This is a genomic window from Hallella faecis (assembly GCF_018789675.1).
GTDB lineage: Bacteria > Bacteroidota > Bacteroidia > Bacteroidales > Bacteroidaceae > Prevotella > Prevotella faecis.
In genome coordinates this window covers 39,591-66,317 of sequence record NZ_JAHKBE010000003.1, presented here as the reverse complement: position 1 = coordinate 66,317, position 26,727 = coordinate 39,591, and the positions used below count along the sequence as shown (strand labels likewise).

The window sequence follows — 26,727 nt, the reverse complement described above, 5'->3', positions numbered from 1 at the left end:
GACCAACCGAAAGCTCCACCCTCACGCTTGCCCAACAGGCGAAAAACCGACGGAAAAGCCCAAGCCTTGTTTCGCAAACCATGCCAGCGGGGGCGATTTGATGGGCCAAAAGGACGCGAAAGGACAAAAAACATTAATTGTATGCAGTTTTTTCGCAAAACACGACCAACTAAACGAATAGTTTTGTACCTTTGCCAACTAACAGACAAGCCTAATAAATCAATTCCATTATGGTAAAATTAAACTTATCGTCTCAGATTGTACTGAACAAGGTACCTGAGGAATTCTATCATCCTAAAACCGCTGTTGAACTGTCAGAGCTGACTCGTTGTGAGAAGCTTCCCACAACCATCTTCCCTAAAACAGAAGAGGGCGCGCTGAGCATTGCTACCACCATTGCCAACGCTATCCGCCAGAAACAGCAGTCGGGCCAGTACTGCGTGCTCGGTTTGGGCACCGGTTCAAGCCTCACTCCGGTATTCAACGAGCTCATCCGCTTGCACAAGGAGGAGAAGCTGAGCTTCTCTAACGTGGTCGTGTTCAACGCCTACGAGTACTTCCCCTTGCAGCCGAGCGCAAAGAACTCTACACTCAACCAGCTGAAAGAGCGCCTGCTCAACCACATCGACATCAATCCGCAGAACGTGTTCACGCTCGAAGGCACCGTGCCCCAGGATCGCGTACAGGAGTCGTGCCGCCTCTATGAGCAGCGCATCCAGAGCTTCGGCGGCATCGATATCATGCTGCTTGGCATCGGCCGCATTGGCAACATCGCCATCAACGAGCCGGGTTCAAGCCTCACCTCAAGCTCACGCCTCATCCTGATCGACAGCCTCACACGCGAGGAGATGTCGATGAGCCAGTCGACCAACGAGACGGTGCCTCCCTGCGCCGTAACCATGGGTATCTCCACCATCCTGAAGGCGCGCCAGATCTTCCTCACCGCATGGGGCGAGGAGAAGGCTGCCATCATCCAGAAGTGTGTGGAGGGCTCTATCAGCGACGCCATCCCCGCCACATTCCTGCAGACCCACAACGACGCTCACGTGATGATCGACCTCGCAGCCGCTGGCCGATTGACACGCATCGTTCACCCCTGGCTCGTCACCAGCTGCAAGTGGACCGACAAGCTCACACGCGCCGCACTGGTGTGGTTGTGCGAGGTTACAGGCAAACCCATCCTGAAGCTTACCAACAAGGATTATAATGAGAACGGCTTGTCTGAGCTGCTCACCATCTACGGATCAGCCTATAACGCCAACATCAAGATCTTCAACGACTTGCAGCACACCATCACCGGATGGCCCGGCGGCAAGCCCAACGCCGACGACACCTATCGTCCCGAGCGCGCCACACCATTCCCCAAGCGCGTCATCGTGTTCTCTCCGCACCCCGACGACGACGTCATCTCAATGGGTGGCACCATCCGTCGACTGGTGGAGCAGGGTCACGACGTGCACATTGCCTACGAGACCAGCGGTAACATCGCTGTGGGCGACGAGGAGGTTACACGCTTCATGCACTTCATCAACGGCTTCAACCAGATCTTCGATGGCAACAAGGACGAGGTCATCAAGAACAAATACAAAGAGATCAAGGAGTTCTTCAAGAAGAAGAAGGACGGCGATACCGACACACGCGACATCCTGACCATCAAGGGTCTGATTCGCCGCGGTGAGGCTCGCACAGCCTGCACATACAACAACATTCCGCTCGACCACGTTCACTTCCTCGACCTGCCGTTCTATGAGAGCGGTACCATCGAGAAGCTCCCCATGACCGAGAAGGACGTCGACATCGTTCGCAAGCTTATCACTGAGGTGAAGCCTCATCAGATTTACGTCGCCGGCGACCTGGCCGACCCCCACGGCACACACCGCAAGTGCACCGACGCCGTGCTCGCTGCCATCGACCTGGAGAAGGAGGCCAAGGCCGAGTGGCTCAAGGACTGCCGCATCTGGATGTACCGCGGAGCATGGGCCGAGTGGGAAATCGAGAACATCGAGATGTGTGTGCCCATGAGCCCCGAGGAGCTCAGAGGCAAGCGCAACTCTATCCTCAAGCACCAGAGCCAGATGGAGAGCGCTCCGTTCCTGGGCAACGACGAGCGCCTGTTCTGGCAGCGTTCGGAGGACCGCAACCGCAACACCGCCAAGATTTACGACAACCTCGGTCTGGCTTGCTACGAGGCCATGGAGGCCTTCGTGGAGTATAAGCCCCTCTAACCCCGAAAATGCCCTATGCGCCCAGCGTAGCGCCCATCCCACCTGCAAGGTAGGGCAAAGCGCCACACATAGCGCATAGCAAGCAACACATAGCAAAGGCCCACCCGCCGCCAACATCATGGCAACGGGTGGGCCTTTTGGGTTTGAGTGAGATTCGGATTGCTATCGAATGACCAATTCGGATTGCTATCGAATGACCAATTCGGGGTAAAAACGAATGACCGATTCGGGGTAAAAGGCAACGACCAACGGGAACCAAAAAAGCCCACTGTGCGCGATAGGCATTGGAACCTATTGGGCATAGTGGGCTTCGATTTGCAAGGGAATGGGGATAGAATGGCTGGCGAAGGAAAGCAGAAGGCCAACAGGGTCCAAGAACGCTACGTCATCGTCTTACATGAAGACTTGCCTGGTCCTGAACTATCGGCTTGCTTGCCTGATACAGCGTTTGGGCCAATCTTAGGCGGGCCACACGCTGACCTAACACAGGGCCGTGGCTCATCTTACACGACGCCACGCTTGGGCTTAGGCTGGCTCTTGCCTATCCTTACGCTGCGTTTTTCCTGCGGCTACACAGGGTTCTCCTGCGGCTACACAGAATTCTCCTGCGGCTACACGAGTTCTTCCTGCGGCTACACAGGGTTTGCAAGAAACGCAAAAGGGTGCACACCCCAATCGTCTGGATTGGGGCCTGCACCCTATATAGGCTCCTGTGGCTACACAGGATGTGTCTTGGGATCATCCAAAACAAATCCTGGTAGCCCGAGGCATTCCTCAGCCTCATTCATATCTTTCTTGGCGCTTGCGCCTTACTGCTCGAGCACGCTAAACTCGGCGCAGGTGGCAAAGTCTTGTCCGTCTTGCGAGCTCTTGGCTGTGAAGCGGAGGTAACGGGCGCGAACGGGCTTCTCGAAGAGCACGCGCTTCAGGCTGCGGTTATTGGCAAAGGCTCCCTTGGCAATAACGGGGCCCCATGTCTTACCGTCCATGCTGACCTGGATCTCGTAGTCCTTGATGTTGCCGTTCTGCGAGTCCTGACGCGGCAGGTAGGCAAAGCCCTTGAGGGTCTTCGCCGCACCGCAGTCGAAGTCAACCCAGTGGGGATAGTTGGCCACTGTAACGCTGAACATGGTGTGCCAGTAAGTGTTGGGATTTCCGTCCACCATGTGCTCAGCGTCGCCCTCGCCGCTCTCTACCGAGCTGGCGAACTTCACCGTTACGGGGATGGCATCGATGCGCTCAAACTGCTGAGAGTAGTTGAAGCGTGAGCCCTTGGCGAAGGCCACCACGCGACCACCCTCCGTGAGGTTGAACGGGCCCTTGTAGACCGATACGCGCTTGGCGTTGTTCACCTTATAATAGATGGTCTGGTTCTTGGCGCCGTTGATGGTCACCACACCGTCGGTAGCGCGACTGATGCTCAGCGGAGCCTGTCCGTCGAGCGCCACGTTGGCGAGGTTGGTGAGCTGGTCGTTGGCCATGGTTGTGGTGGGTCGGATGGCGAATCCAAACGACTGTGTGGTGCTCTTTACGCGGTCGGCCTCGAGCGGTCCACCCTGTCCGCAGCTGTTGCCGCCCAGTCCGGTGATGGCGTGGTCGATATGGAGCCACACGCCGTCGCTTGCGGGCAACTCATGGGGATGGTTGGCCATGGCGAGCTGCTGGGCTGAGTAGGGCAGCGCAGAGAAGCTCATCACGCTGTCGGCCACGAAGATGGCACCCTGCTGACCGTCGCTGAGGGCCACCCAGCGGCTATCCTGGTGGTTGGCCATATCCTGCGGCTTGGGGAAGTTCTCAAACTCGCGAGCCACATCGGGCTGGTTCCAGATGGCCACAGCCTGACTGGTCTTACGGTCGGGATAGTTGTCGACCGGTCCGCGACCGTAGTATTTCATCTGCTTCATGGCTTTCGGCAACTTCATGGCGTAGCCCAGACGAGCCAGCGTTAGGTTGGGTCGGTTGGCCGAAACGGTGCTCCGGTTCTCCACCGTTCCATCGGGATGGATGGTGTAAACCACATTGGTGGTGAACTTAAACTCAGGCTTTCCACCCGTCTTCGTCAGTTTCTTCCAGTTCTTGTCGGCACCTTCGAGCTTGGCGGTCTCGGTGCCCTGGCTCTCCACCACAAACTTCACGCTGACCGTACCGTCGGCGTTGGTCACCACGTGGCTCTCGAGCGCCTTGTGCTCCAGGCAGTGCAAACCGTTGGCATACCATCCCTGGTACACCCAGTTGTCATTGTTCACCCAAGCGCGGAAGGCGTCGAGACGCGGGCCGCATCCGTCGGCGAACATCTGCTTGCCGTTATAGGTAAGGCTGCGGAGCGTTCCGGTAGCCTTGTCGAAGGTCATGGCGAAGGCGTTGCCACCATCGATGGCGATGTCGGCGTTGGTCTCCTTCACATTGATCTTGGCACCCGTCTTGGCAGCCTCTGCGAGCGACGGGCGCTCGGCGGCCGTCTGCACGAGCAGCTGCTGGTCGGCCTGCACATATCCGGCCTTGGCCCACGGTGTGTTGTTCTTCAGGTGGAAGGCCACGTAGAGCTGGTAGTCCTTGCCAGCGTCGAGCTTGGCGTTGGCCAGGCCGTCGACGGTCACCACCTTGTGCTGGCGGGGAGCCACGCTGCCCACAGCCAGTTGGCCCTTAGCCACCTCCAGGCCATCGGCCGTGAGGCTATAGGTCACGTCGTAGTCGGTGAGGTCGCCTGTATAATAGTTCTTATTGAAGATGTCGAGTGTGCCCTTGGCCTTGTCGGCCCATTTCACACCGATGTTCTGATAGACCTTCTTCACCTCGAAGTACTGAGGCTTGGGCTCGAGGTCGCCGAAGATGATACCGTTCATCACAAACTGGCCGTCGTTGGGCGTGTCGCCAAAGTCGCCACCGTAAGCGAGGTAGCGCTTTCCGTCGGGAGTATAGTTGTACATCGACTGGTCGATCCAGTCCCAGATGGCACCACCGCAAAGGAAGTTGGTCGACTCGATGGCATCCCAATAATCCTGCAGGTTGCCCACGGCGTTACCCATGGAGTGGGCATACTCGGAGATGTGGAACGGATACTTGATGTTGAGGTTGCCACGCACGGCAGCGCGCACCCAGTTGACCGAGGGATACTGGTTGGATCCCATGTCAACGATGTCGTTGTTGCGCTCATACTGCACGGGGCGCGAAGGATCATACTCGTGGATGGCAGCGTAGCTGGCCTTGAAGTTGTCGCCAGGTCCGGCCTCGTTGCCAAGGCTCCAGATGGCTATACAGGGATCGTTGACACGAGCGTGTGCCATGGCCATCATGCGTCCGATGTGCTGGTTGAGGAACTCAGGCACGTGGCTCAGACTTTCCTTGCCATAGAAATACTCGTGGCTCTCGATGTTGGCCTCGGCCTCGAGCCAGATGCCATACTTGTTGCAGAGATAATAGAAATAAGGATCGTTGGGATAGTGGGATGTGCGCACGTGGTTGATGTTGCCACGCTTCATCAGCATGATCTCCTCCTCCATCTGCTTGCGTGTGATGGCATGGCCACGTGTGGGGTTGGTGTCGTGGCGGTTCACACCCTTGAGCTTCAGCGGCTTACCGTTGACCAAGAGGTAACGGCCCGCCAGTCCGAACTCGTCGTCCTTAGCGGCCACGTCGCGAATCTCCACGGTACGGAAACCGGTCTGTGTGCTGACGGCCTCCACCACGTTGCCCTTCTTGTCGCGCAGCTCGCAAACAAGCGTGTAGACATTGGGCTCCTCAGAGCTCCAGGGGCGCACGTTGGCCACGGTGAAGTTCTCGTGGAGCGTGCTGCTGGCGTTCTTGGCCTGATTGATCTTGCCTGTGGTTGTGGTCAGCACGCGCGCCTCGCCCTCAGCGTCGCCATAGAGCTTGTTGGCGAAGAGTTTAAACACGGCGGTGTAGCCCTTGACGTCCTTGGTGCCCACATTGCTCACGGTGTAGTCCACGGCGAGCTTGCCTGTGCCGTCGGCCGTCCATGCGGGAATGACCTTGAGGTCGCTCACGTGCACCTTGGGCTTGCTATACACGGCCACGGTGCGGAAGATACCGGGCAGGCGGAACATGTCCTGAGCCTCGAGGAACGAACCGTCGGAAGAGCGATACACCTCCACGGCCACCTCGTTGTGGCCAGGCTTGGCCCACTGGCTGATGTCGAACTCGGCCACGTCGCGCGAGTCTTTCGAGCAGCCCACATAGTGGCCGTTGACCCAGAGGTAGAAGAACGAGTCGACACCATCGAAGCTGATGTAGACCTCGCGTCCCTTCCAGTTCTGCGGCAGGGTGAAGGCGCGGCGGTAGGAGCCCACCTCGTTGCGATACTCGTAGGTGGTGTAGTCCTTCGGCGGCTCACGCATCACACCGTTCTTCCAGTCGCCCACGGCGATGTTATACTTGAAGATGACCCACTGGTTGACGTAGATGGGCGTGCCATACTTCTGTGTGCCATCTTTCTGAAGGCCATACATGTTCCACGACATGGGCACCTCCACATCGTCCCATGCCTGGTCGTTGTAACCGGCCTGATAGAAATCCTTGGGGCGGGCGTCGGGGTTCTTGGCGAAATGGAACTTCCATTTGCCGTCGAGGCTCATCCAATAGCTCGACTTCTCGGGCAGGACGCCCTTGGCCTCGTCGACCGAAGCGAAGCTGGTGAACCATGCGTGCGGCTGCAACTTGTTGTAGCCAATCAACTCGGGCTGCTGCCACTCCTGGCCCGTGGGGGCTGTGGCAGTACCATACTCATAGCCCTTCAAGAGGGTCTGAGCCGGCAGTGCGGTTGCCAAGAGACAGCCCACTGCAGTTAAGAAATTGCGAATGATCATGTAAAAAGATAGATTGTAGTTGCGCGTAACATAAATACTTTCTGCAAAGTTAAGTATTTTATCACGGCTTTGCAAATAAAACGGCAAAAAACAGGTGCCGGCCGGAGCAAGAATAGTCCCCAATTGGTTGCGGGAACGGCCGAAACGGCAGGAATGGGCACAGGTGTTCGCAGCCCGTCGCCATCGATGGCGAATCAGAACAGGAACATCTTGAAGCGTTGGGTGTTGGATTCTTTCTGCGCCAACTCGTCGGTCATTCGCCGCATGGCCTCTTTGAAGAAGAAGCTAACAAGGTGCTCGTCGGTTGCCTCGGTGCGAATCATGCGCAGGGCCGCTATGTATTCCTGGCGACTGGTGGCGGGAATGATGAGAAGCGGATGGTGCATGCGCAGCAAGATGTAATTGCTGAGGAGCCGCCCCGTACGGCCATTGCCGTCGCGGAAGGGATGCAGATACTCGTAGAAGCCGTGGAAGCGTGCGGCAAGCACCATGGGATGGGCCGCTGCCGCAACGATGGCGCGCTCAGTGGAGGCAAGCAGCTGGGGCACCCTCGCCACCAACTGCCCGTGGTCGCCAAACACGGTGTCGCCAGCCGCCATGTCGGTCGTGGTGTATTGGCCGGGCGTGGCGTCGGGCGCACGGTAAGCAATCGTGTGGAGGGTGACACGTCGGTTCACTTCTTTCAGGAATTCTTCGTCGAGCGGATGGTCGATATGGTCGAGCACATATTCGTATGCCTGGAAATGATCGAGCATCTCAAAAGCCTCATACAGGGTCTTGCCCGCGGGAATCATGCCAAGGCCTTTCTCTTTCAATTCGCGTGTGTCGTCGACCGAGAACGAGTTGCCTTCGATGGCGCACGAATGGGTAGAGAAAAGCACCTCATTAAACTGCCGATACTCTTCACGCTCCATTTTATCGATCACCTCCGCCTGATACGTAGCCCTCAGACGTTCGTACTCGTTGATTTCCTTTTCGAATGACATCATATAAAGTTTCCCGTGATAACTGTTGCCTACAAAGATACATCATTTTTTTGACAGCACCATCATTTGGCGCCCATTATCTCTAAACCCATTGGGGACAAACCTGACGTCGGCGCAAACCCTCCCGTTGCGGGCGTGGCTGCGCCTTGGCAAGCATTGCGTGGCTCGCGCCTTACTCAAACTGCATGGGGCCGAAGAAGTCGGGGCGATGGAAGTCGGGCTTGGGCACGTCGACGGGGAAGAGCGACACGAAGTGGGGACGGGGCAACTTGTCGCCACACTTGTAGACGTTGCCATGGGCCCGCAGGCCGGCGAACGACTGGAGCTTGTGGTGGAACAAGGCGGTGGCGGGCACAGACAGGCACAGCTGCCACGTGCGCTCGCCCTCGATGTCGGCAAACGGAATGCGGCCCATGGTGGCAAAGCGGTCTACGGTGTTGAGCACCTCCTGGTTGGCGCGCTCGCGATTGGCGCGGGCCGCTCCGGCTCCGATGAGCATCGTTCCGGCGGCGTTGCACTCTATATTATAATAGGTGCCGTCGTCGGTGGGCGAAAGGAAGAGCTCGCAGCACGAGTCTTCCCACACGTTGCCGTTGTCGTAGGATGCCACGGCGCGCACGCAAGCCTCGCTTACGCGGTAATGGATGAGCAGGTGAGAGCCCGTGTGGGCCAGGCGCACCTCCACCTGAGGCTTGTAGGGGAACGACTCGGCCCAGCATGAATGGGCCACGGGGATGAATGGCAGATGGGCATTGTCCATCACGCTAACAATTTCGGCGGCGCTAACGGGAGCGTCGGCAATGCGGGGTATCAGGATCGTTGGTTGCATAGTTTAGGTTTGGTTTTGCTATCTTATGCAAAGATACAACTAAGAAACGAAAGTGAGCGCGAAATGGGCAAAAGAATATTGCTTCCCGCCGATTTATGCCGCACCCGTCGGTCATTTGACACGCATGCAACTATTAAAACATCGCAACAATCTATACCGTAATCTACATTGTTTTTTACGACCAGCCATGCCTTCGGTCGCAAATACGCCATTCTCACAGAATCTTCGCAACACTCTGACCATTAACCACTTACCATTCCTACAACTCGTTCAACCCTTCTGTTTTCACATTCCGCATTGCGAAAAGCCACGTTTCGAGGCTCGAAACATGGCTAACGGCACTACGAGAGATGCTCTTTCGAGGCTCGGTTAGGCAGGTATCGCAAATGGAAAGATGCCTAACGGCAAATCGGGAAGTCGGTTTTTTGTCGCCCGTCTCGTAAAAAACGCGTTTTCGCGCGCTATTTCACGCAAAAACAGAGACCAACTTTTTAGCCAAACATCCTTACAACACATGGTCTTTTCGCTCCACATTCCATCCTCCGCTTCGCCCCTGCCCCCACCCTATTGGTGAACCACAAGAGGGAAATTTGGGGTCGGAAACGCTAAAACTTGGCAATGGATATGCGCCAAACGAAGAAAAATTCTTAATTTTGCTTACAGCTACGACCTAATCATCGATTGCCTACCTGTCGCCGTGCTCGCGATGAGCCTTTAGGAGCGGCACCACGGGGTCGAGCCCAACCTAAACGCAACCTAATAATTACTACCAAATGATTACCAAAAAAACGAGAGCGCTCCTTTGCGCCATGTTGGGGTTGATGGCAGTGAGTCCAACAACCGTCAACGCCCAGGACGACTTCGGATTGGTTGAGCAGACGCTTCCCAATCCTGAGAACACGCCCCTACCCGTCTTTCCCGTTCCCTCTGAGCGCCAGCTCAAATGGAACGAAACCGAGTTTTACGCCTTCTTCCATTATGGCATGAACACCTACACCGGCGAGGAATGGGGACTGGGCAGCGAGTCGGAGAACCAGTTTGCGCCACCGCTGTGCCCGACCCCTTGCAGTGGCTCACAGCCGCCAAGTCGGCCGGCATGCAAGGCGGCATCGCCGTCATCAAGCACCACGATGGCTTCTGCCTGTGGCCCACATCGACCACGAAGCACAACCTCACCTCGTCATCGAACGCCAACGCCAAGGAGACCAATGTGCCACGCGACTTCGCCGCAGCCGCCAAGAAGCTCGGCATGAAGTATGGCTTCTACATCTCGCCGTGGGACCGCAACAGCCCCTACTGGGCCGAGAAGGACGACGACGGCAACTACACGTCGACCTACACCAACGACGTGTTCTTCAAGCAGTGTGCCGAGGCGGCCACCTATGGCGACGACCAGTTTGAGATGTGGTTCGACGGAGCACGCGGCGGCTCTGGCCACTACGGCGGCAAGGGCGGCAAGCGCGACATTCCCAACGCCACCACTTATTACGACATTCCCAACCTGCGCGACTCCATCCACAAGGTTTGCCCCAACATCATCCTCTGGGGCGAAGGCGGCGAGGCACGCTGGATAGGCAACGAGGCCGGATGGGCCGGCGAAACCAACTGGGCCATGGGCTCAGGCGAGTATGGCGACGAGAACGGATGGCAATGGCATCCGGGAGAGAGCGACGCCAAGGCCACTACCAAGGGATGGTTCTGGCACGAGGGCGAGGGCATCTACAGCGCCGAACGCCTGTTCCAGATGTACCTGGAGACGGTGGGGCGCAACGCCACATTCATCCTCAACATACCGCCCGACAAGACGGGTAAGTTGCCCGCGCAAACCGTGAACCGCATGAAGGAACTGGGACAGATGATAACCAACCGGCTGGGTAACGACCTGGCCAAGAACGCACAGGTGGAGGCTTCGGCCACACGACAGGGCGGAGCCACCGTGAGCTACGAGGCCGGCAACGTGACCGACGGCGACAAGAACACCTATTGGGCCACCGACGACGGCACCACATCGGCCTCGCTGACCTTCACATGGGACACGCCGCAGACCCTCCACTACGTGTCGATGATGGAGTTTATACGCCTCGGACAGCGCGTGAAGAGCTTCACCATTGAGACCAGCGAGGACGGAACGACCTTCACACGCCGCGGTGGAAACATCAAGACCACCACCATAGGCTACAAGCGCATCGTTCCGCTCAACGGCAACACGGCCAGCAGCTACGACGCTGGCGTGAAGGCCAAGGCCGTACGCATCACCATCAACGACGCGAAGGCTTGCCCGCTGCTCCACACGGTTTCCATCTACTAACCCTTATTCCATTCACCATGAATCTGAAACAATACATCTGCTTGGCCTCGCTGTTCCTGCCCATCGGCACAACTGCACAGACCAGCAACAACCATATTATCTGCGACTTCGAAAGCGAGGACAGCTATACCCAGGTGGGCGAGAACCAGTGGTTCGACGCTGTGTTCCCCATCAGCGGCAATCCCGGAGCCGAGCTTCACAAACTGCTCGTGGTGCCCGACCTGCAATCGCCCCACAACCGCACGAGCGATTTCCTGTTCTACATCGACGACATCGAGCTGAGCACGTCGGCCACACCGCGATTCTGCACCACCTATTATGACATCAACTACGAGAAGACGCAAAAGCTGAATCGCACCGACCGCCACCTCAACAGCATCACCCTGAAGGCCGACGGCAAGACGCAGACGCTCAAGGTGGGTCAGCAGTCGACCAAGATGCTCTACATGCCGATGCTGGAGCAGGCCTTCACGGCCAAACCCGGACAGACCATCACCGCCACGTTCAACTACCAAGGCACGTGGATGAGCGGCTATGTGTTCCTCGACCGCGACAACGACGGCCAGTTTAACGTGGTGACCGATGGCGACAACATCACCAACGACCGCGACCTCATGGCCTACTCGTTCTTCAAGGGCAAGGACAGCAGCGGCAAGACACAGCCCGACGGCAACCGCCTCAACCCGCCCGCCTTCACGCTGCCAAGCGACCTCAAGCCGGGCGTGTACCGCATGCGCTTCAAGGTGGACTGGGACAATGTGGAGCCCGGAGGATCGCTCACACAGGACAACTCCATCCTGAGCAACGGCGGCGCCATCGTCGACGTGCGTCTCGTTGTGCACAACGACCAGGTGACCATCAAGCGCGGAACACGCGGCACCAGCGGTGGACTGAACGGCGATGTGCTGAAGGCCGACGGATCGAAGCTCACCGAGGAGCTCATTCCGTTTGGAGAGCCTTACAACGTGTCGGTGAAGCCCGCACCCGGATTTAAGTTCTCACACTTCCTCATCCGCCACGGCAACATCAGCTCGGAGGACAGCCTGCTCTACGAAACGCCCCAGTTCTTCGACGCCACGGTGCCCAGCTACCTGGTGAAGAACAACCTTTACACCATCCCCGCCAAGTATATCGACGGCGATGTGGAAATCACGCCTTACTTCAAGAGCACAGGATCATCACAGGAGGGAGAGGGCGACTACGCGCTCAACTTCAACGAGGAGCTGCAACGCCAAGGCGACAATCGCCTCGAAAGCTTCACCATGGTGGCCACAAAGGGTGGAACCACGGAGGTGGCGATCGACGAGACGGGCAACACCGTGTACCGAAAGATGCTCGACACGGAGGTGTCGGTGGTGCCGGGCGACCAGGTTGCCGCAACGGCCAGCTACACGGGCAGCCCCATGCACGGATACCTCTATGTGGACCTCGACAACGATGGGCAATTCACTGCCGACATCTCCGAGAACGGTAAGCCCGACGTGAGCAGCGAACTGCTGTCGTACACCTATTTCAATGGAAAGAACAGTCTGGGACAAAACCTCAGCGACGCCGACAGCGCAGGGGTGGTCTTGCCTGCCTTCACCATCCCCGAGGATCTGCCAGAGGGCAACTACCGCGCCCGTTACAAGATCGATTGGGACAACACCAATCCCGCAGGCCAATGGACCGAGGGTGGCGAGAACCAAATAGACGCCAAGGGCGGCTACGTCGTCGATTTCCTCCTGAACGTGCACCCAGAGCGCTCGAAACTCGACATCCGCACCCTCAACGGTTACATCATGGGCAAAGGCAACAAGGGTGTGAGCGAGACCATCGCCTATGGCGAACAACTGGCGCTCATGACCACGCCTTTCAACCGCGAGTATGCGGCCGAGAACATGTTTATCCGACATGGCCACAACCTCGACGGCGACCAGTTCGTCTGCGGCAACCGCCAGTGGAGCGAGGACACGCTGGAGGTCAGAAACGCCTACACGCTGACCAAGGAACAGGCCAACGGCGACGTGCGCATCACACTGGAGTTTGAACCGGTGGGCAATCCGGTCAACAAACTGGTGTTCTCCGATGAGTTCAACGCGCCCGACGGCACCTATCCCGACGCCGACAAGTGGGTAAACCCCACACGCTACAGCGCTGCATGGAACCGATTCATCGCCCAGACCGAGGAGGGACGTCGCCTCACGGGATACATCAAGGATGGCAAGCTCGTCATGCACTGCATGCCCAACCCGCTCGAAACGGAAACAGATAGGAACGGACAAAAACTCGACATGATCAGCGGAGCCGTGGAGAGCCATGGCAAGTTCGACTTCCACTATGGACGTGTGGAGGCTCGCATCAAGACCAATCCGTACACGGGCAACTTCCCCGCATTCTGGATGATGCCGTCGAAGCAACCGCTCGGATGGCCCAACGATGGCGAGATCGACATCTGGGAGCAGATCAACACCGAGAACAAGTCGTACCACACCATCCACTCGAAGTGGGGCAACACGCTCGGACACGCCAACGACCCCGTGAAGTCGGGTAGCGCAGCCACGCAGGCCGACGAATATCACGTCTTCGCCTTGCAGTGGACCAACAAGATGCTCACATGGTTTGTTGATGGCAAGAAGGTGTTCTCGTATGCCAAGAGCAAGAAGACCGACGCGCTGAACAATGGTCAGTGGCCGTTCGACAACGACTTCTACATCATCCTCAACCAGAGTGTGGGCAACGGCAGTTGGGCAAGCGCACCCGACCTGGGACACACCTACACCACGCTCTTCGACTGGGTGCGTGTGTACCAGCAGGTCGACCCAACGGGCATCGGGCAGACCACCACGTCGGCCTTCGACTTCTACGTGGGCAAGAATCACGTCAGACTGGTAGCGCCCGAGAAGCAGTGGGTAACCATCTGCAGCGCGCAGGGACAGGTTATGTACCACAAGGAGTTGCAAGGCAACGAAACGGTGACGCTGCCCCACGGCGTGTATGTCATCAACAAGCAGAAGGTAGTAATACCTTGAAACCAAGGAACGATGTCATATTTCTGTTGCAAGGAGGGTGCCGTTACATAAAAAAGCACTACCTTTGTAAACAATCCTAACATCGGCCGCCGTACCGAGTGTGGCGGCCGATGTGTTTAGCGAACGATCAAGCCACATCACTATCATCAAACATATCAACAACAAACAGTTAAAAGCTATCAACTAACAAGCACTACCCCATCACCCAAAAGCCTCTCAGGCCTTACCCCTCAGACGGGAAGGATCAATCGGTCCGATGAGATGGCTTCATTCTATCCAAACCCTACCACGGTGCGCCAACGGACCGACGACGCGCCAACACTTCAACTATCACACATGAAGAAATTCTATTCTTACATCGTCGGCGCAATGGCGCTGGCGTTGCCCCTCAGCATCGCTGCAGTGGCCGCTCTGCCTGCCATCAACGACACCGTCGGGGAAACAATGGCCAACGGCGTGGCGACAATCAACTTCGCCGACTCGACCTACGCCACATCGTCTGCCGAGAGCAATGAGGGCGACATCACTGAGGACCGCGTCTTCCAAATCGGTGAGGGCACAATGACCGTCACACCGAGCACTTCCAGCACAGCCAACCGCTTCTGGGCTGTTAAGGGAAAGCCACAGCTGCGCCTCTACGGTGGCAAAATGGTGTTTGAGGCTCCCGAGGGACGCGCCATCACAAACATCGTGTTCACTACCGACAAGAAGTGGGAAGAGCCCACCTACGAGCCGGCCAACAACGCTACCGCTAAGAAACAGTGGGAAGGCAATGCCGTGAAGGTCACCGCTACGATTGGCAAGCAGTGCCAGATCAACACCATCACCGTGACCTACGCCAACGCCAACGAAGAGACGATTAAGCCTGAGGTGAAGGTCGTAACATTCAAAACGGTGGATAACATCGCCACATTCAACGCCCTTCCAAAGGACAGCGCCGTGCGCCTCACGCTCACCGACGCCTACGTAACGAAGGTTTACAATGGCAACATCTACGTGCAGGACGCCACCGCTGCAACCATCTTCCACAACACAGGCCTCAACCTCGAGGAGGGACAGGTGCTCAACGGAACCATCATCGGAAAGCAGGCTCCCTACAACGACATTCCTGAGCTCGCAGCAAACGACAGCACCAACCTCGACAAGGTGGTCATCACTGAGGGCGCTGCCACACCGAAGGAGGTAACGCTGGCCACGGTCAACAACGACATCCTCTCGCAACTGGTGAAGCTCGGTGAGGCCAAGCTCATCGACAGCCTCGGAAACCACTACGCCGTGCAGGGTGAAGACACCATGCAGGTGTACGACCAGTTCCGCGTGCTGGGCGAGGAGTATGTGTGGCCTGAGGAGGCACTCTCTATCACAGCTATCGTGGGCAGCTACAAGGGCAACGTGCAGCTCATGCCGGTGTCGGCTGAAGCCATCGAGGCAAAGCCCGAGCCTGCGCTCGAGAGCGGTGTCTACTACCTCTACAACGTGGCCACAAAGAAGTGGCTGGCTGCCGGCAACAGCTGGGGCACACAGGCTTCGCTCAACGACTACGGACTCGACTTCACCGTGAGCATGCTCGAGGATGGCACTTACACCCTCGACTCGCGTGTGGCAAACAATGCTACGCAGCACTTCCTGGGCGCCAACGCGTATGTCGATGCCAACGCTTACGGTTGGAACATCACCGACATCACCGCTGAGGGCGATACCGAGAAGGTGCTCCAGCTCACCACTGCCGATGGCAAGTTCCTGGCCTTCTCTGGTGAGGGAACAGTGGTGAACGCTACCAACGTCGCTGACGCCGATGCAGCCAAGTGGATTGCTGTGAGCCGCGAAAAGCGCATCCAGGACATCATGGACGCTCTGCCCACTGCATCAAAGGAGAACCCCGTGGATGTGACTCTGCTCTTCCAGGGCATGAACTTCGGTCGCAACGACCAGCGTAACAGCGCTTGGCAGGGTAGCCCCACACTGAGTGGCGACAACGACAACTTCTGCGCCGAAAAATACAATACCGTCTTCGATGTCAACCAGACAGCCGAGGTGCCCAACGGTGTGTACAGCGTGGTGTACCAAGGTTTCTACCGCGACGGTAAGGCTGCCGAAGCTGCTGCAGCACGCACAGATTCCACCGAGAACATCAACGCCGTCGTGTACGCTGGCGAGGTGGAGAAGCCCATGCTTTCGATCTTTGCGGCCGCTGGACAAAAGGACAATGTGGGTACCAACACCACCTTCGGTTATGTGCCGCAGACCATGAACGACGCTTCGAAGTATTTCAGCGCTGGGCTCTACAACGACACCATCAAGAATGTGGTGGTCAACCAGGGATCGCTGAAGATTGGCGTGAAGCAGACCGTCGAAGGTAGAGGAAGCAACTGGACGATCTTCGACAACTTCCGCGTATTCTGCACAAGCAACAAGATCGACCTCACCATCTACAAGGAGGCTTACGAGGCTGCCCTGGCCGCTGCCCAGGTGGCTCAGGCCGACACCATCGTCACAGGCGAGGAGATGGCCGCTCTCAACGCTGCCGTGGAGCAGTATGGCACCATCGCCGAGGAAACGCAGGAGGCTTACGAGGAGGCCACAAGCGCCCTGAAGGCTGCCACAGCAAACCTCAAAAACGCTCGCAACGCATATCTGGCTCTGGCAAACGCCAAGAAGGCTGTGAAGAACTATCCGTACGCAGCAGTTCAGAAGGTCGACGACCTGAAGGCCGCCATCGACCTCGCTCCCGCCAATGCCGCCCAGGCCGACTCTATCGCAGCCGTCCTGCCGCAGCTCGAGCGCGTAGCTTCGGAGAGCAACAGCTTGGCTGAGGCCGACGAGACCGCTCTGAACATGACCGACCTCATCGTCAACCCGCTGGCTGCCGACGCCATCGACGCTAACGTCTGGAAGATCAGCGGCGGAAAGATCAACATCAAGTCGAGCGAGCCTTGGACTGACGCCGAGGGCAACGCAGAGCATCACTATTTCGACAGCGACAACTGGAGCGACAAGTCTTGGACAACCAACATGACTCAGGAACTGAAGCTCACCGAGGGCCAGTACATCCTCTCGGTCATGGCTCGCGCCAACGCAGAGATGGAGACCTTCAAGCTCTACGCCAACTTTGGCGAAGACCAGCTGGGCAGCGTCGACATGATGCACCATGGCTCATCTAACGGCCTGTTCAACTTTGGATGGGAGCGCAACTACGTGGTGATCGACGTGCCTATGGACGGCGCGGTGACCATCGGCGTGGAGGGATCAACCAATACGGCACACAGCTGGATGTCGTTCGCCGACTTCCGCCTTGTGAAGATTGGCGTAATGGACTACGATCGCGACACAACCATCACCGTGGCTCCCACCGACAATGTGTGGATGGCTTACGTGGGTCAGGAGAAGGAGGTGAGCCTTACCATCGCCCACACCGGAACCACCGGAACCATCGCTCCGTTCAGCGTGGCCGTGGGCTATGAGAACGCCGACGATGCCGAGCAGCAAGGAAGCCTCAACCCCGCCAGCGTCAGCACCACTCCGTTGCACGCAGGCGAGTCGGCTGTGGCAAGCGCCACCTGGACTCCTGCCGCCACAGGTAGCTTCTACCTCTATTATGTGAACGCCGAGGGCGAGAAGGTTCGCTCAGAGAAGGCCATCACCGTCTACGCCTCGAAGGAGGAGATGGAGGCTGTCATCGCAGGCGTTAGCAACATCCTCATCGACGCCAACGCTGCTGCCAACGTCTACACCGTCGACGGCCAACTCGTTCGCAAGAACGCCAAGAGCCTCACGGGACTGCCCAAGGGTCTCTACATCGTGGCCGGCAAGAAGGTTGTAGTGAAGTAATCTGCCTTAAGCCAATCCCCAACGGATTGGACCAAGCTATCATAACAAAGGGCGCTCACAAGCGGTGGGCGCCCTTTTTATGGGGTAAAAGCACAAAAAAACAAGCGAAAGGAACGTGGGTTTCGAATATTATTTGTACTTTTACCCAGTTTATCAAAACAAAACCCATTATCTACCCATGAAAGTAATTGATTTCAGCAAATCAAACTCCATCATCAACAAGTACATGGCGGAGATGCGCGACAAAGATTATCAGCACAACCGCCTGTTGTTCCGCAACAACATCATGCGTGTGGGCGAGCTCATCGCCTACGAGCTCAGCAAGACATTCGACTATGAGGAGCGCGACATCGTCACTCCGCTTGGCGTCTCAAAGGTAAGCGTGCCCACCGACCGCCTCGTGCTCGGAACCATCTTCCGCGCCGGACTGCCCTTCCATCAGGGCTTCCTCAATATCTTCGACCATGCCGCCAACGCCTTTGTGAGCGCCTACCGCGAGTACACCGACGAAGCGCACACGAAGGTGGGCATACACGTGGAGTATCTCGCCACACCCGACCTGAACGACACCACGCTGCTCATCGTCGACCCGATGCTGGCCACTGGTGGCTCAATGGAGATGGGTTACAAGGCCCTGCTCACCAAGGGCCAACCGAAGAAGGTGCACGTGGTGTGTGTCATCGCAACGCCCAACGGCATCGACCACATCCGCAAGACCTTCCCTGAAGACACCACCATCTGGTGCGCAGCGGTCGACCCTGGCCTCAACGAGCACAAATACATCGTACCTGGCTTCGGCGACGCCGGCGACCTCTGCTACGGCGGCAAGATCTAAAAGCCAACCCTTGAAACCCATAAAGCCCAAAAGGGAAAGGCCTTAAAGCCAAGCACGGCAATAAAAACCAATGGGTATAATAGACAAGATGGGACAAACCGCACGTATCGCGCCAGCCTCCCATCATGCCTATTATACCCATTTTGCCTATCATGCCGGACCCTCCGTTACGCCCAGCCAGCCCCTCTTAGCCTCCATGCCTGCCCAACCGTAACGCCCAGCCTGCCCCTCTTACTTCTTGAACCGCTTTTTACCCATTACCCTCTTTTGTCCAGCGGCAAGAATTTCGGGCGCATATTTGCGCCCGCCTCTTCCCCATTCCCGCCCCAAATAAAAAATATTCGCCGAAAACGTTTGCGGTTTCGCATTTTTTGTGTATCTTTACCGCATAAACGCTAAGGTTCGCACGGCGGCTACGTTTTGTGCGAGCACAGCCTCTCTTAATATCCATACCACTCGCGTGAGCGTAAGTATAGATAACGGTTCTTTTCAACATTTTGGAAGGAAGTGTTGTCGTATATTTACGCAAAAGAACCTTCTATTCATTCCGTTAAGGCAAAAGCCAACACCATGGGCACCACCCCATTGGCCATCAAGCCACAGCTCGCCAAGCGAAAGGCAATGACCGAAAGGGCATCAGGCCATAGGACCACCAAGCGAAAGGCAATGACCGAAAGGCATCAAGCCACGGCTCGCCAGAGCGAAAGGCACGAGCTGTCCTCACGTTGCGCAACGCCCCGGATTAACCCCAATGTCTACTCTAACCCGTATAACTATAAATCATTGTATCTATGGAACTTAAAATGGCTACAGCCGGTACGATGGAGTCCGGCGACATTATGATTCAACTGGCCCCCTCAGACCATCCGGGGCTCGACATCCATCTGCAGAGCTCCGTTGCCTTTCAGTTTGGCGACCAGATCCGCGAGGTGATCCGTGAGACCCTCATGGGCCTGGGCATCACCAAGGCCGAGGTGTACGCCACCGACAAGGGCGCCCTCGACTGCACCATACGGGCGCGCACAACTGCCGCCGCCGTCAGAGCCACCGGCAACGACGTCTGGAGCGAGTAATTTAGAACAGGTTGCCTCAGGTCAGGATAGGCGGAGCGCACCTTCGCTCCGCCATGGCGAAAAAAGGCGCCACAAGTGAAACTAAAAATCCATTAACTATGAAACGACTGAGAAGAACCATGATGTTCGTGCCGGGCAACAACCCAGGCATGATGCAAGACGCATACATTTACGGTCCCGACTCCATCATGCTCGACCTTGAGGACTCGGTGACCATGGCCGAAAAGGACACGGCGCGCTTGCTGGTATACAATGCACTGAAATCGATCGACTACGGCAAGACGGAGATGGTGGTGCGCATCAACCCACTCTCAACGCCCTACGGCAAGAAAGACGTGGAAGCCGTGGTGAAAGCCGGAGTCGACGTCATACGCATGCCCAAGACCGAGACGGCCGAGGAAGTCGTGGAGGTGGAGCGCGAGATAGAAAGAGTGGAGCGCGAGATCGGTTGCCTGGGCCGCACGCAGATCATGGCAGCCATCGAGAGCACCCTCGGCGTGGTGAACGCCTACGCCATTGCCACCGCATCGAAACGCATGATGGGCATCGCCCTGGGAGCGGAGGACTACTGCGCCAACCTTAAGACCCAACGCTCGCCTGAGGGCATGGAGCTGCTCATGGCACGCCAAACCATCGTTGTGGCGGCACGCGCCGCGGGCATCGACGCCCTCGACACCGTGTACAGCAACCTCAACGACATGGAGACCTTCCGCAAGGAGGTGGAGCTCATCCATCAGTTGGGATTCGATGGCAAGTCGATCATCAACCCCCGACAGATTGAGATCATCAACGAGGTGTTTACTCCCACACAGAAGGCCATCGACAAGGCCCTCGCCGTGATCGCCGCCATCAAGGAGGCCGAAAGCAAGGGATCGGGCGTCATCGCCGTGAATGGTAAAATGGTGGACCGACCAGTTGTCATCCGCGCACAGCGCGTCATCGACCTCGCACTGGCTTCGGGCGTAATTAAAAAGGAGGACTTGGTATGAACACACTGAACGACAGAAAGACCCTTGTCAGCCAAGTGGCTGAGGCAATGGGAAAGAGAGTGTATAACGACGGTGCCGAGAACCACAAGGAAACCGCGCCTCGTCTGGAACTGCAACATGAGAGCCCCAAGCTCGTGAGCCTGGAGGACGCCATTCGCCGCTCAGGATTGCGCGACGGCATGACCATCTCCTTCCACCACCATTTCCGCGGTGGCGACAAGGTGGTGAACATGGTGGTGGCCAAGCTCGCCGAGATGGGCTTCAAGGATCTCCACCTTGCCGCCTCGAGCCTGCAGGACGTGCACGCTCCGCTCATTGAGCACATACGCAACGGCGTCATCACCCAGATCTCCACATCGGGCCTTCGCGGCGAACTGGCCAAGGAGATCTCACACGGCCTGATGGCCAAGCCCGTCATCTTCCGCTCACACGGCGCACGCGGCGCCGCCATCGCCTCGGGCGAGCTCCACATCGACGTGGCCTTCTTGGGCGCCTCATCGGCCGATCCATTGGGCAACGCCTGCGGCTACTCGCGCTCCGAGAACGCCAAGAGCATCTGCGGATCGCTGGGCTACGCCCTGCCCGACGCGCGCTACGCCGACAAGGTGGTGGTGCTCACCGACGACCTTGTGAACTATCCCAACACGCCCAACTCCATCTCCGAGCACGACGTTGACTTCGTGGTTGAGGTCGACAGCGTAGGCGACTCATCGAAGATTGCCTCGGGCGCCATTCGCGACACGAAGAACCCACGCGACATCCTGCTGGCCAAGCAGGCCGCGAAGGTCATCGTGAACAGCGGCTACTTCAACGACGGCTTCTCCATACAGACGGGATCGGGCGGCGCATCGCTCGCCGCCGTAAAATACATTCGCCAGAGCATGATCGACCGCAACATCCAGGCGTCGTTCGCCCTGGGCGGCATCACTGCCCACATGGTGAAGATGCACGAGGAAGGTCTCATCGGCCGACTCATCGACGTGCAGTCGTTCGACAAGGTGGCGGCCGAGTCGCTCAAGAACGATCCGCGACACAAGGAGGTGGCAGCCTACGAGTATGCCAGCAAGCAAGAGCAGGGCTCAGCCACCCATTACCTCGACATCGTGATTCTCTCAGCCCTTGAGGTCGACGTCCATTTCAACGTGAACGTGCTCGTGGGCAGCGACGGCATCATCCGCGGCGCCATCGGCGGCCATCCCGACACGGCCGAAGACTCGGCGCTCTCGATCATCGTCTGCCCAATGCTGCGCGGCCGAATACCGTGCATCGTCGACGAGGTGACGACGCTCATCACACCGGGACGCACCGTCGACGTGGTGGTGACCGAGTATGGCATTGCCGTCAATCCCAACCGTCCGGAGATTGCCGAGCGCCTGCGCGAGGCGGGCCTCCACCTCGTAACGCTCGAGGAGCTGCGCGACCGCGCCCTCAAAATCATCGGCACACCGGCGCCACTACCTTTCGGCGAGAAGGTGGTGGGTGTGGTGCTCAACCGCGGCGGCAGCGTCATGGATGTCATCAAGGACATCAAGGAATAACCGAACAGGGCAGCATAACACAGCATAGCTTAACATTACATTTGCTTAACTAATTTAGGCCATGGGGTCAGCGACATTCGCGCCAGCGCCCCATGGCCTTTTTATGTGTTACGTTCCTCTTGCGATCCATGTTTTTTTTGCCATCCATAGCTATCTACGTCCACAGCTATCTTGCTGCGAGGCAAGCCGTTGCAAAGGATGCCGCTTACGGGATGGGCGACCAAAAGCCATCGTGGTCCATATTCTCGATCGCCACCTTGTCGGCCGGCAACCAACAGACCGTGGAGAGCTCGGTACGGTCCAGCCAGCGAGCGGCCTCGTGCTCGAGCAACGTGGGGCGCCCACTGGCCAGTCGACAACGAAAGCAGTGCATGGTGAGGTGAAACTTCGGGTAGTCGTAATCGACCGTGGTGAGCAGCGGCCCCACCTCAATCTCAGTGGCCAACTCCTCACAAATCTCGCGGCGCAGCGCCTCCTCAGGCGTCTCGCCGGCCTCCATCTTTCCGCCGGGAAACTCCCACCAGTCTTTCCACTCGCCATAGCCACGCTGCGTGGCAAACACCCGGCCGGCCTCACAAATCACGGCGGCCACGACCTCTATCTGTTTCTTTTGTTCCATAGTCAAATGCTACCATTGCTGGGGTGAAGCCCCAATCTTCCCCATGCTTACCCACAGCAAGTTCATTGCATGAGGAATGTTCCGTATTTCTTCAAGTGAGTACGGTTTAGGATTTATAAGGCGATGTGTGTTATCGCCTACAAAGTAATTCGTCCAAACAAGGATAGATATCGTCTTCCTTCTCATAGGGATGCATGTTGAAATAAGCGTTTCCGTTGAGCATGGCCGAGATGTTGGTCTTGCTTTTGTCGTAGAAGATATGCACCGGTATGTTATGCGCTTCGGCATAAGCCAACTCGTACCCCACCCCCAGAGACGGACAGGTACATTCCGCAATCACCATGTCGCAACTTCTCAGCCATTCGGTGTCGCGCTCATAGATATGCGTGTCGACCGATTTTGTTTGCGCCTTCACGCTCATGTTCATCTTGCCGATGTGCTCCGTCAGCACCGTATCCGTCTGATTGATGTACTGAATGATTCTCTGATACAGAGCGGAGTCGACCCTTCCGCCCCGGATGGATCCTGCAAAGTATATTTTCTTATTCATCGCAATCCTGTTTTTTGTCGTTCCCACGCAATCGCTCAGCACGCTATGTAGGACATGAGCCGAAAGCGAAAAGGTGGCACGATGCTAATGGTTGTCTTCCCAGAAATGGGATTTCCAGAAGTTGGAGTCGACCATTCTGACCTCGCGTTCCTTCCCTTTGGGTCCTTCAACGACATACACCAAGTCGGGCGGGAGGGGCACCCTGTAGCTCACGGTCTTTCCCGCCTGCACCTTGTCGGGGACAAACAGGTCGATGTTTGACACAATGCTTCCATGGGCCTTCAGCGCCTTCTTGATGCGCGACACATGACTCTTGTCGCGATATTCGCCGCTGTGGTTTCCCTTGCTCACCCGCCTGTAGATGGCGTTGTATTTTTCCAATATCAACTTGTGCGTCTCATCCTTCTCCACATAGTCGGTCCAATCGAGGTTTTCTTCGAGCAACGACATGTAAACCATCAGGATGTAGAGCGTGTAAGGCTGTGGAGTGAGGTCGATCACCAAGTCGCCACCCCCCTCGTCCGGTTGGCCGTTCTGCGCGTCGACGGGCCTGAGCACCACCGGCTTCGCCCGGTTTTGCAGGTTGATGACGAGCTTGTAGTTGGCGCGCTCCTTGCCATAGGCAATGAGGTCGAACAACGAGCGGTGGAACCCGTAATAAAGGAATTTCTTCGACAAGGGCTGGTTCTCTATCACCAGTTTGGCGCTCACCATCGAGCGGTACGAGTCCATCAGGTCGACCACCTGGTCGAGAATGGAGGCAGGCGTGCCGTGAAGGGCGTCGCCCAGCATCTGGTCGATGGGCACAAGCAAGAAATTGGAATGCATGTTGCGCTCCATATCGTCCACCCCACTCTTGTCGGCCACAGCCGACTCGCCAATCTTGAAGAGGAAGGCCGGCTTGGAGTTGAGCATGTTGATGCCCATCTTCTTAAACAGCAACTCGTGGGTGAACCGCGAGGTGGTCATCGAACAGAGGTCGCGCTGAATTTTCTCCACCTTCGCCTCATCGAGCGTGGGTATCATGTATTTGATGACCTTGTGGAGATAATCCCCCCGAATCTGCTTGTAGTCGTCGGCTATCTGGGGGATATACACGAAGTTGAACCCCGCCAACCGAAACTCATTGCTGATGGCGCGATAGTGTTGCCTGATGTAAGCATCGGTCGGCGTGCGGTCTTCGTTCTCGATGTAGATCACCTTCATGTTCTCTATGAAACTGCTTCCCTCGGGAATGGAGAACACCTGCGCCTTGCCGTCGAGCGCATAGTTGACAGCCATGATCTGCAAGGCCTCCAGCGGCACGCAGGTGCCATCCGAGAGCGACATGTGGTGGAGCTTCTCCCTGATGCGTGCCTTCTTGGCCTCATCGCGGAGCGCCTGGAGCGTGCCCACCGCCTCGGCGAAGGTCATGGTCTTGGCTTCCGAGAGCATGCTCATGGTGATGCTGAAGTCCTTCTCGTTCCTGATGCGGTCGAACGACTCCATCTCTTCATCCTCAACGATAAAGTCGGCCTCGATGAGGTCGGATATGATGCGCGCAAAGGCAATCCTTTCTTCTCTTTCAAACGTCATGGCTGATATTCTGTTATTAAGATGTTTATAGGAATGGGGTCAAGTAAACGGGTAGGCAAAGGGTGTCGCCGTCTTTCTGCAAGTCTTTCGTATAAACCAAATATTTACGCTGGATTCTGGAGGAGAACTTATCCGAGAACTTATCGATGGAAGTATGCGCCTTATACCCCGACGATTTCACTTCGATAGGACTCACCTTGCTGCCGTCGGCTATGAGAAAATCAATCTCGTAATACCCCTTGCCATCAGGCTTCTTGATGGTATGGTAGTAGAGGTCTTTCCCCGTTGCCCTCAACATTTGAGCCACAACATTTTCGTAAATATAGCCCAAATTGGCCTCGAGCTTATCGCTAAGAAGTTTTTGGTAGATGATGTTGTCAGTAAATTCTTTCGACTTGAATGCCAATGTTACAAACAGCCCTGTGTCGCCTGCATACATCTTGTAATATTCCGGATCTTTGGTCAAGGCGAGTCCCACGTTCGGATCATCGCAATGGTATGAGGCGTTGATGACCTTCGATTCTTCCATCATTTTCACAACATCGACAACCCTATCTTGCTTTTCTCCAGGAAAGACCGAAGATATCTTATACCTTGAGGTGTTTTTGCTCAGTTGAGCTGGGATGGCATCGAACATTGCCGCTGCTTTTCCCGACTCGTCTATCTTGCGGAAATCTTCCTCGTAAAGAGATATGATATTTCTTTTTACCATATCCACCGCACTGAGATTGTTGGTCTCAATATATTTGCTTACTGCCTGGGGCATACCTCCCACCAACATGTATAACCGAAAGTTTCTCATCATCTTGCGATGAGCCGCTTCGCCTAAAGGTTTGCGTGATTCGAAGATTTGGCGAAGGAGAGGCATGGACGCCGTATCGCCCAGAGCCCATCTAAACTCCTCAAAATCCATTGGATACATAGGCATCCGCATTTCCTCGCTTGGAATAACAATATCCTTTACGTTTTTTCGAATGGAAATGAGCGACCCCGTTTCAATATAGTCGTACCGATGATCTTTTACCAAATGCTTGATGGCTTGCCGAGCCAATGGCTGCATTTGCACTTCATCGAATATGATAACCGATTTTCGCTCATGCAGGGTTACGCCATACATCACCTGAAGACGAAGGAAGATATAGTTCAGGTCCGACAAATCCTTGAACAGATTGTTAACCTCCTCGGCATTTTGAGAGAAATCGATGAGAATATAGGAGTCGTATTCGTTTTTGGCAAACTCCTCAACCAGCGTTGATTTGCCAATACGCCTTGCACCCTCAATGAGTAAGGCCGTCTCGCCGTTGCTCTCCTGTTTCCACTTGAGCATCTTGTCGTATAGTTTGCGCTTGAAAAGCTTATTTTTTGTTGCCATATTCTTCCAAATATTTACGGCAAAGATACGGCTTTTGCCGAAAACCGCAAAATGTTTTGGCCACAAAATGCCGAAAACCGCAAAATGTTTTAGGCCCGAAATGCCGAAAACCGCAAAATGTTGGCTATGGGAAGCACCCGCCAGTTGGGGCCCGAGCGCCCTGCGG

General features: G+C 56.5%; 16 protein-coding genes. 9 read left to right on the top strand and 7 right to left on the bottom strand.

The window, feature by feature from the left end; all coding sequences use genetic code 11:
- The first annotated feature begins 230 nt into the window (after window positions 1-230).
- Window positions 231-2,225, top strand: coding sequence for a glucosamine-6-phosphate deaminase (locus KM934_RS01450; RefSeq protein ID WP_215758835.1), 1,995 nt, complete (start codon window positions 231-233; stop codon window positions 2,223-2,225).
- Between the two features lie 809 nt (window positions 2,226-3,034).
- Here the strand turns inward: KM934_RS01450 and KM934_RS01445 are convergent.
- The 3 genes from KM934_RS01445 to KM934_RS01435 form a co-directional block, all read right to left on the bottom strand.
- Window positions 3,035-7,048, bottom strand: a complete 4,014-nt coding sequence (locus tag KM934_RS01445) for a glycoside hydrolase family 2 TIM barrel-domain containing protein (RefSeq protein ID WP_215758834.1) — start codon at window positions 7,046-7,048, stop codon at window positions 3,035-3,037.
- Window positions 7,049-7,242: 194 nt separating this feature from the next.
- On the bottom strand, window positions 7,243-8,037 hold the full coding sequence (locus tag KM934_RS01440) for a Fic family protein (protein WP_317192654.1): 795 nt from the start codon (window positions 8,035-8,037) through the stop codon (window positions 7,243-7,245).
- Between the two features lie 169 nt (window positions 8,038-8,206).
- Window positions 8,207-8,863 carry a carbohydrate-binding family 9-like protein gene (locus KM934_RS01435; RefSeq protein ID WP_215758833.1) on the bottom strand — a complete coding sequence of 219 codons (657 nt, stop codon included), beginning with the start codon at window positions 8,861-8,863 and terminating at the stop codon, window positions 8,207-8,209.
- 1,006 nt (window positions 8,864-9,869) lie between these two features.
- On the opposite strand from KM934_RS01435, the gene KM934_RS01430 reads away from it, so the two are divergent.
- The 8 genes from KM934_RS01430 to citF all read left to right on the top strand — a co-directional run bounded on the left by KM934_RS01430 (window position 9,870) and on the right by citF (window position 22,445).
- Window positions 9,870-11,171, top strand: a complete 1,302-nt coding sequence (locus tag KM934_RS01430; protein ID WP_252344840.1) for an alpha-L-fucosidase — start codon at window positions 9,870-9,872, stop codon at window positions 11,169-11,171.
- A 17-nt stretch (window positions 11,172-11,188) separates the two neighbouring features.
- Window positions 11,189-14,182 (top strand): glycoside hydrolase family 16 protein, encoded by a 2,994-nt coding sequence (locus KM934_RS01425; protein WP_215758832.1) that lies wholly within the window; start codon window positions 11,189-11,191, stop codon window positions 14,180-14,182.
- Window positions 14,183-14,518: 336 nt separating this feature from the next.
- Entirely contained in the window at window positions 14,519-18,010 is a 3,492-nt protein-coding gene (locus tag KM934_RS01420) for a hypothetical protein (protein WP_215758831.1), read from the top strand.
- Between the two features lie 178 nt (window positions 18,011-18,188).
- Entirely contained in the window at window positions 18,189-18,845 is a 657-nt protein-coding gene (upp, locus tag KM934_RS01415) for a uracil phosphoribosyltransferase (protein WP_215758830.1), read from the top strand.
- A 70-nt stretch (window positions 18,846-18,915) separates the two neighbouring features.
- Entirely contained in the window at window positions 18,916-19,059 is a 144-nt protein-coding gene (locus tag KM934_RS01410) for a hypothetical protein (RefSeq protein ID WP_215758829.1), read from the top strand.
- A gap of 577 nt (window positions 19,060-19,636) precedes the next feature.
- Window positions 19,637-19,918 (top strand): citrate lyase acyl carrier protein, encoded by a 282-nt coding sequence (citD, locus tag KM934_RS01405; RefSeq protein ID WP_215758828.1) that lies wholly within the window; start codon window positions 19,637-19,639, stop codon window positions 19,916-19,918.
- Between the two features lie 98 nt (window positions 19,919-20,016).
- Window positions 20,017-20,907, top strand: coding sequence for a citrate (pro-3S)-lyase subunit beta (gene citE / locus KM934_RS01400; RefSeq protein ID WP_215758827.1), 891 nt, complete (start codon window positions 20,017-20,019; stop codon window positions 20,905-20,907).
- On the top strand, window positions 20,904-22,445 hold the full coding sequence (gene citF / locus KM934_RS01395; RefSeq protein ID WP_215758826.1) for a citrate lyase subunit alpha: 1,542 nt from the start codon (window positions 20,904-20,906) through the stop codon (window positions 22,443-22,445). Before citE ends, citF begins: the two co-directional genes overlap by 4 nt.
- Window positions 22,446-22,650: 205 nt before the next feature.
- On the opposite strand, the gene KM934_RS01390 is transcribed toward citF, so the two are convergent.
- From KM934_RS01390 to KM934_RS01375, 4 genes are all read right to left on the bottom strand, one after another.
- Window positions 22,651-23,064 carry a (deoxy)nucleoside triphosphate pyrophosphohydrolase gene (locus KM934_RS01390; protein ID WP_215758825.1) on the bottom strand — a complete coding sequence of 138 codons (414 nt, stop codon included), beginning with the start codon at window positions 23,062-23,064 and terminating at the stop codon, window positions 22,651-22,653.
- Between the two features lie 130 nt (window positions 23,065-23,194).
- Entirely contained in the window at window positions 23,195-23,614 is a 420-nt protein-coding gene (locus KM934_RS01385) for a nucleoside 2-deoxyribosyltransferase (RefSeq protein WP_215758824.1), read from the bottom strand.
- 84 nt (window positions 23,615-23,698) lie between these two features.
- Complete coding sequence (locus KM934_RS01380; RefSeq protein WP_215758823.1) at window positions 23,699-25,189, bottom strand: hypothetical protein; 1,491 nt, start codon at window positions 25,187-25,189, stop codon at window positions 23,699-23,701.
- Between the two features lie 25 nt (window positions 25,190-25,214).
- Window positions 25,215-26,561, bottom strand: coding sequence for an ATP-binding protein (locus KM934_RS01375; RefSeq protein ID WP_215758822.1), 1,347 nt, complete (start codon window positions 26,559-26,561; stop codon window positions 25,215-25,217).
- Between the last annotated feature and the right edge of the window lie 166 nt (window positions 26,562-26,727).

What these genes read in the sequence shown, in the direction of transcription:
- KM934_RS01450 (WP_215758835.1), top strand. Translation starts at nt 231, where the DNA reads ATGGTAAAATTAAACTTATCGTCTCAGATTGTACTGAACAAGGTACCT.
- KM934_RS01445 (WP_215758834.1), bottom strand. Translation starts at nt 7,048, where the DNA reads ATGATCATTCGCAATTTCTTAACTGCAGTGGGCTGTCTCTTGGCAACC.
- KM934_RS01440 (WP_317192654.1), bottom strand. Translation starts at nt 8,037, where the DNA reads ATGATGTCATTCGAAAAGGAAATCAACGAGTACGAACGTCTGAGGGCT.
- KM934_RS01435 (WP_215758833.1), bottom strand. Translation starts at nt 8,863, where the DNA reads ATGCAACCAACGATCCTGATACCCCGCATTGCCGACGCTCCCGTTAGC.
- KM934_RS01430 (WP_252344840.1), top strand. Translation starts at nt 9,870, where the DNA reads ATGGGGACTGGGCAGCGAGTCGGAGAACCAGTTTGCGCCACCGCTGTG.
- KM934_RS01425 (WP_215758832.1), top strand. Translation starts at nt 11,189, where the DNA reads ATGAATCTGAAACAATACATCTGCTTGGCCTCGCTGTTCCTGCCCATC.
- KM934_RS01420 (WP_215758831.1), top strand. Translation starts at nt 14,519, where the DNA reads ATGAAGAAATTCTATTCTTACATCGTCGGCGCAATGGCGCTGGCGTTG.
- upp (WP_215758830.1), top strand. Translation starts at nt 18,189, where the DNA reads ATGAAAGTAATTGATTTCAGCAAATCAAACTCCATCATCAACAAGTAC.
- KM934_RS01410 (WP_215758829.1), top strand. Translation starts at nt 18,916, where the DNA reads ATGGGTATAATAGACAAGATGGGACAAACCGCACGTATCGCGCCAGCC.
- citD (WP_215758828.1), top strand. Translation starts at nt 19,637, where the DNA reads ATGGAACTTAAAATGGCTACAGCCGGTACGATGGAGTCCGGCGACATT.
- citE (WP_215758827.1), top strand. Translation starts at nt 20,017, where the DNA reads ATGAAACGACTGAGAAGAACCATGATGTTCGTGCCGGGCAACAACCCA.
- citF (WP_215758826.1), top strand. Translation starts at nt 20,904, where the DNA reads ATGAACACACTGAACGACAGAAAGACCCTTGTCAGCCAAGTGGCTGAG.
- KM934_RS01390 (WP_215758825.1), bottom strand. Translation starts at nt 23,064, where the DNA reads ATGGAACAAAAGAAACAGATAGAGGTCGTGGCCGCCGTGATTTGTGAG.
- KM934_RS01385 (WP_215758824.1), bottom strand. Translation starts at nt 23,614, where the DNA reads ATGAATAAGAAAATATACTTTGCAGGATCCATCCGGGGCGGAAGGGTC.
- KM934_RS01380 (WP_215758823.1), bottom strand. Translation starts at nt 25,189, where the DNA reads ATGACGTTTGAAAGAGAAGAAAGGATTGCCTTTGCGCGCATCATATCC.
- KM934_RS01375 (WP_215758822.1), bottom strand. Translation starts at nt 26,561, where the DNA reads ATGGCAACAAAAAATAAGCTTTTCAAGCGCAAACTATACGACAAGATG.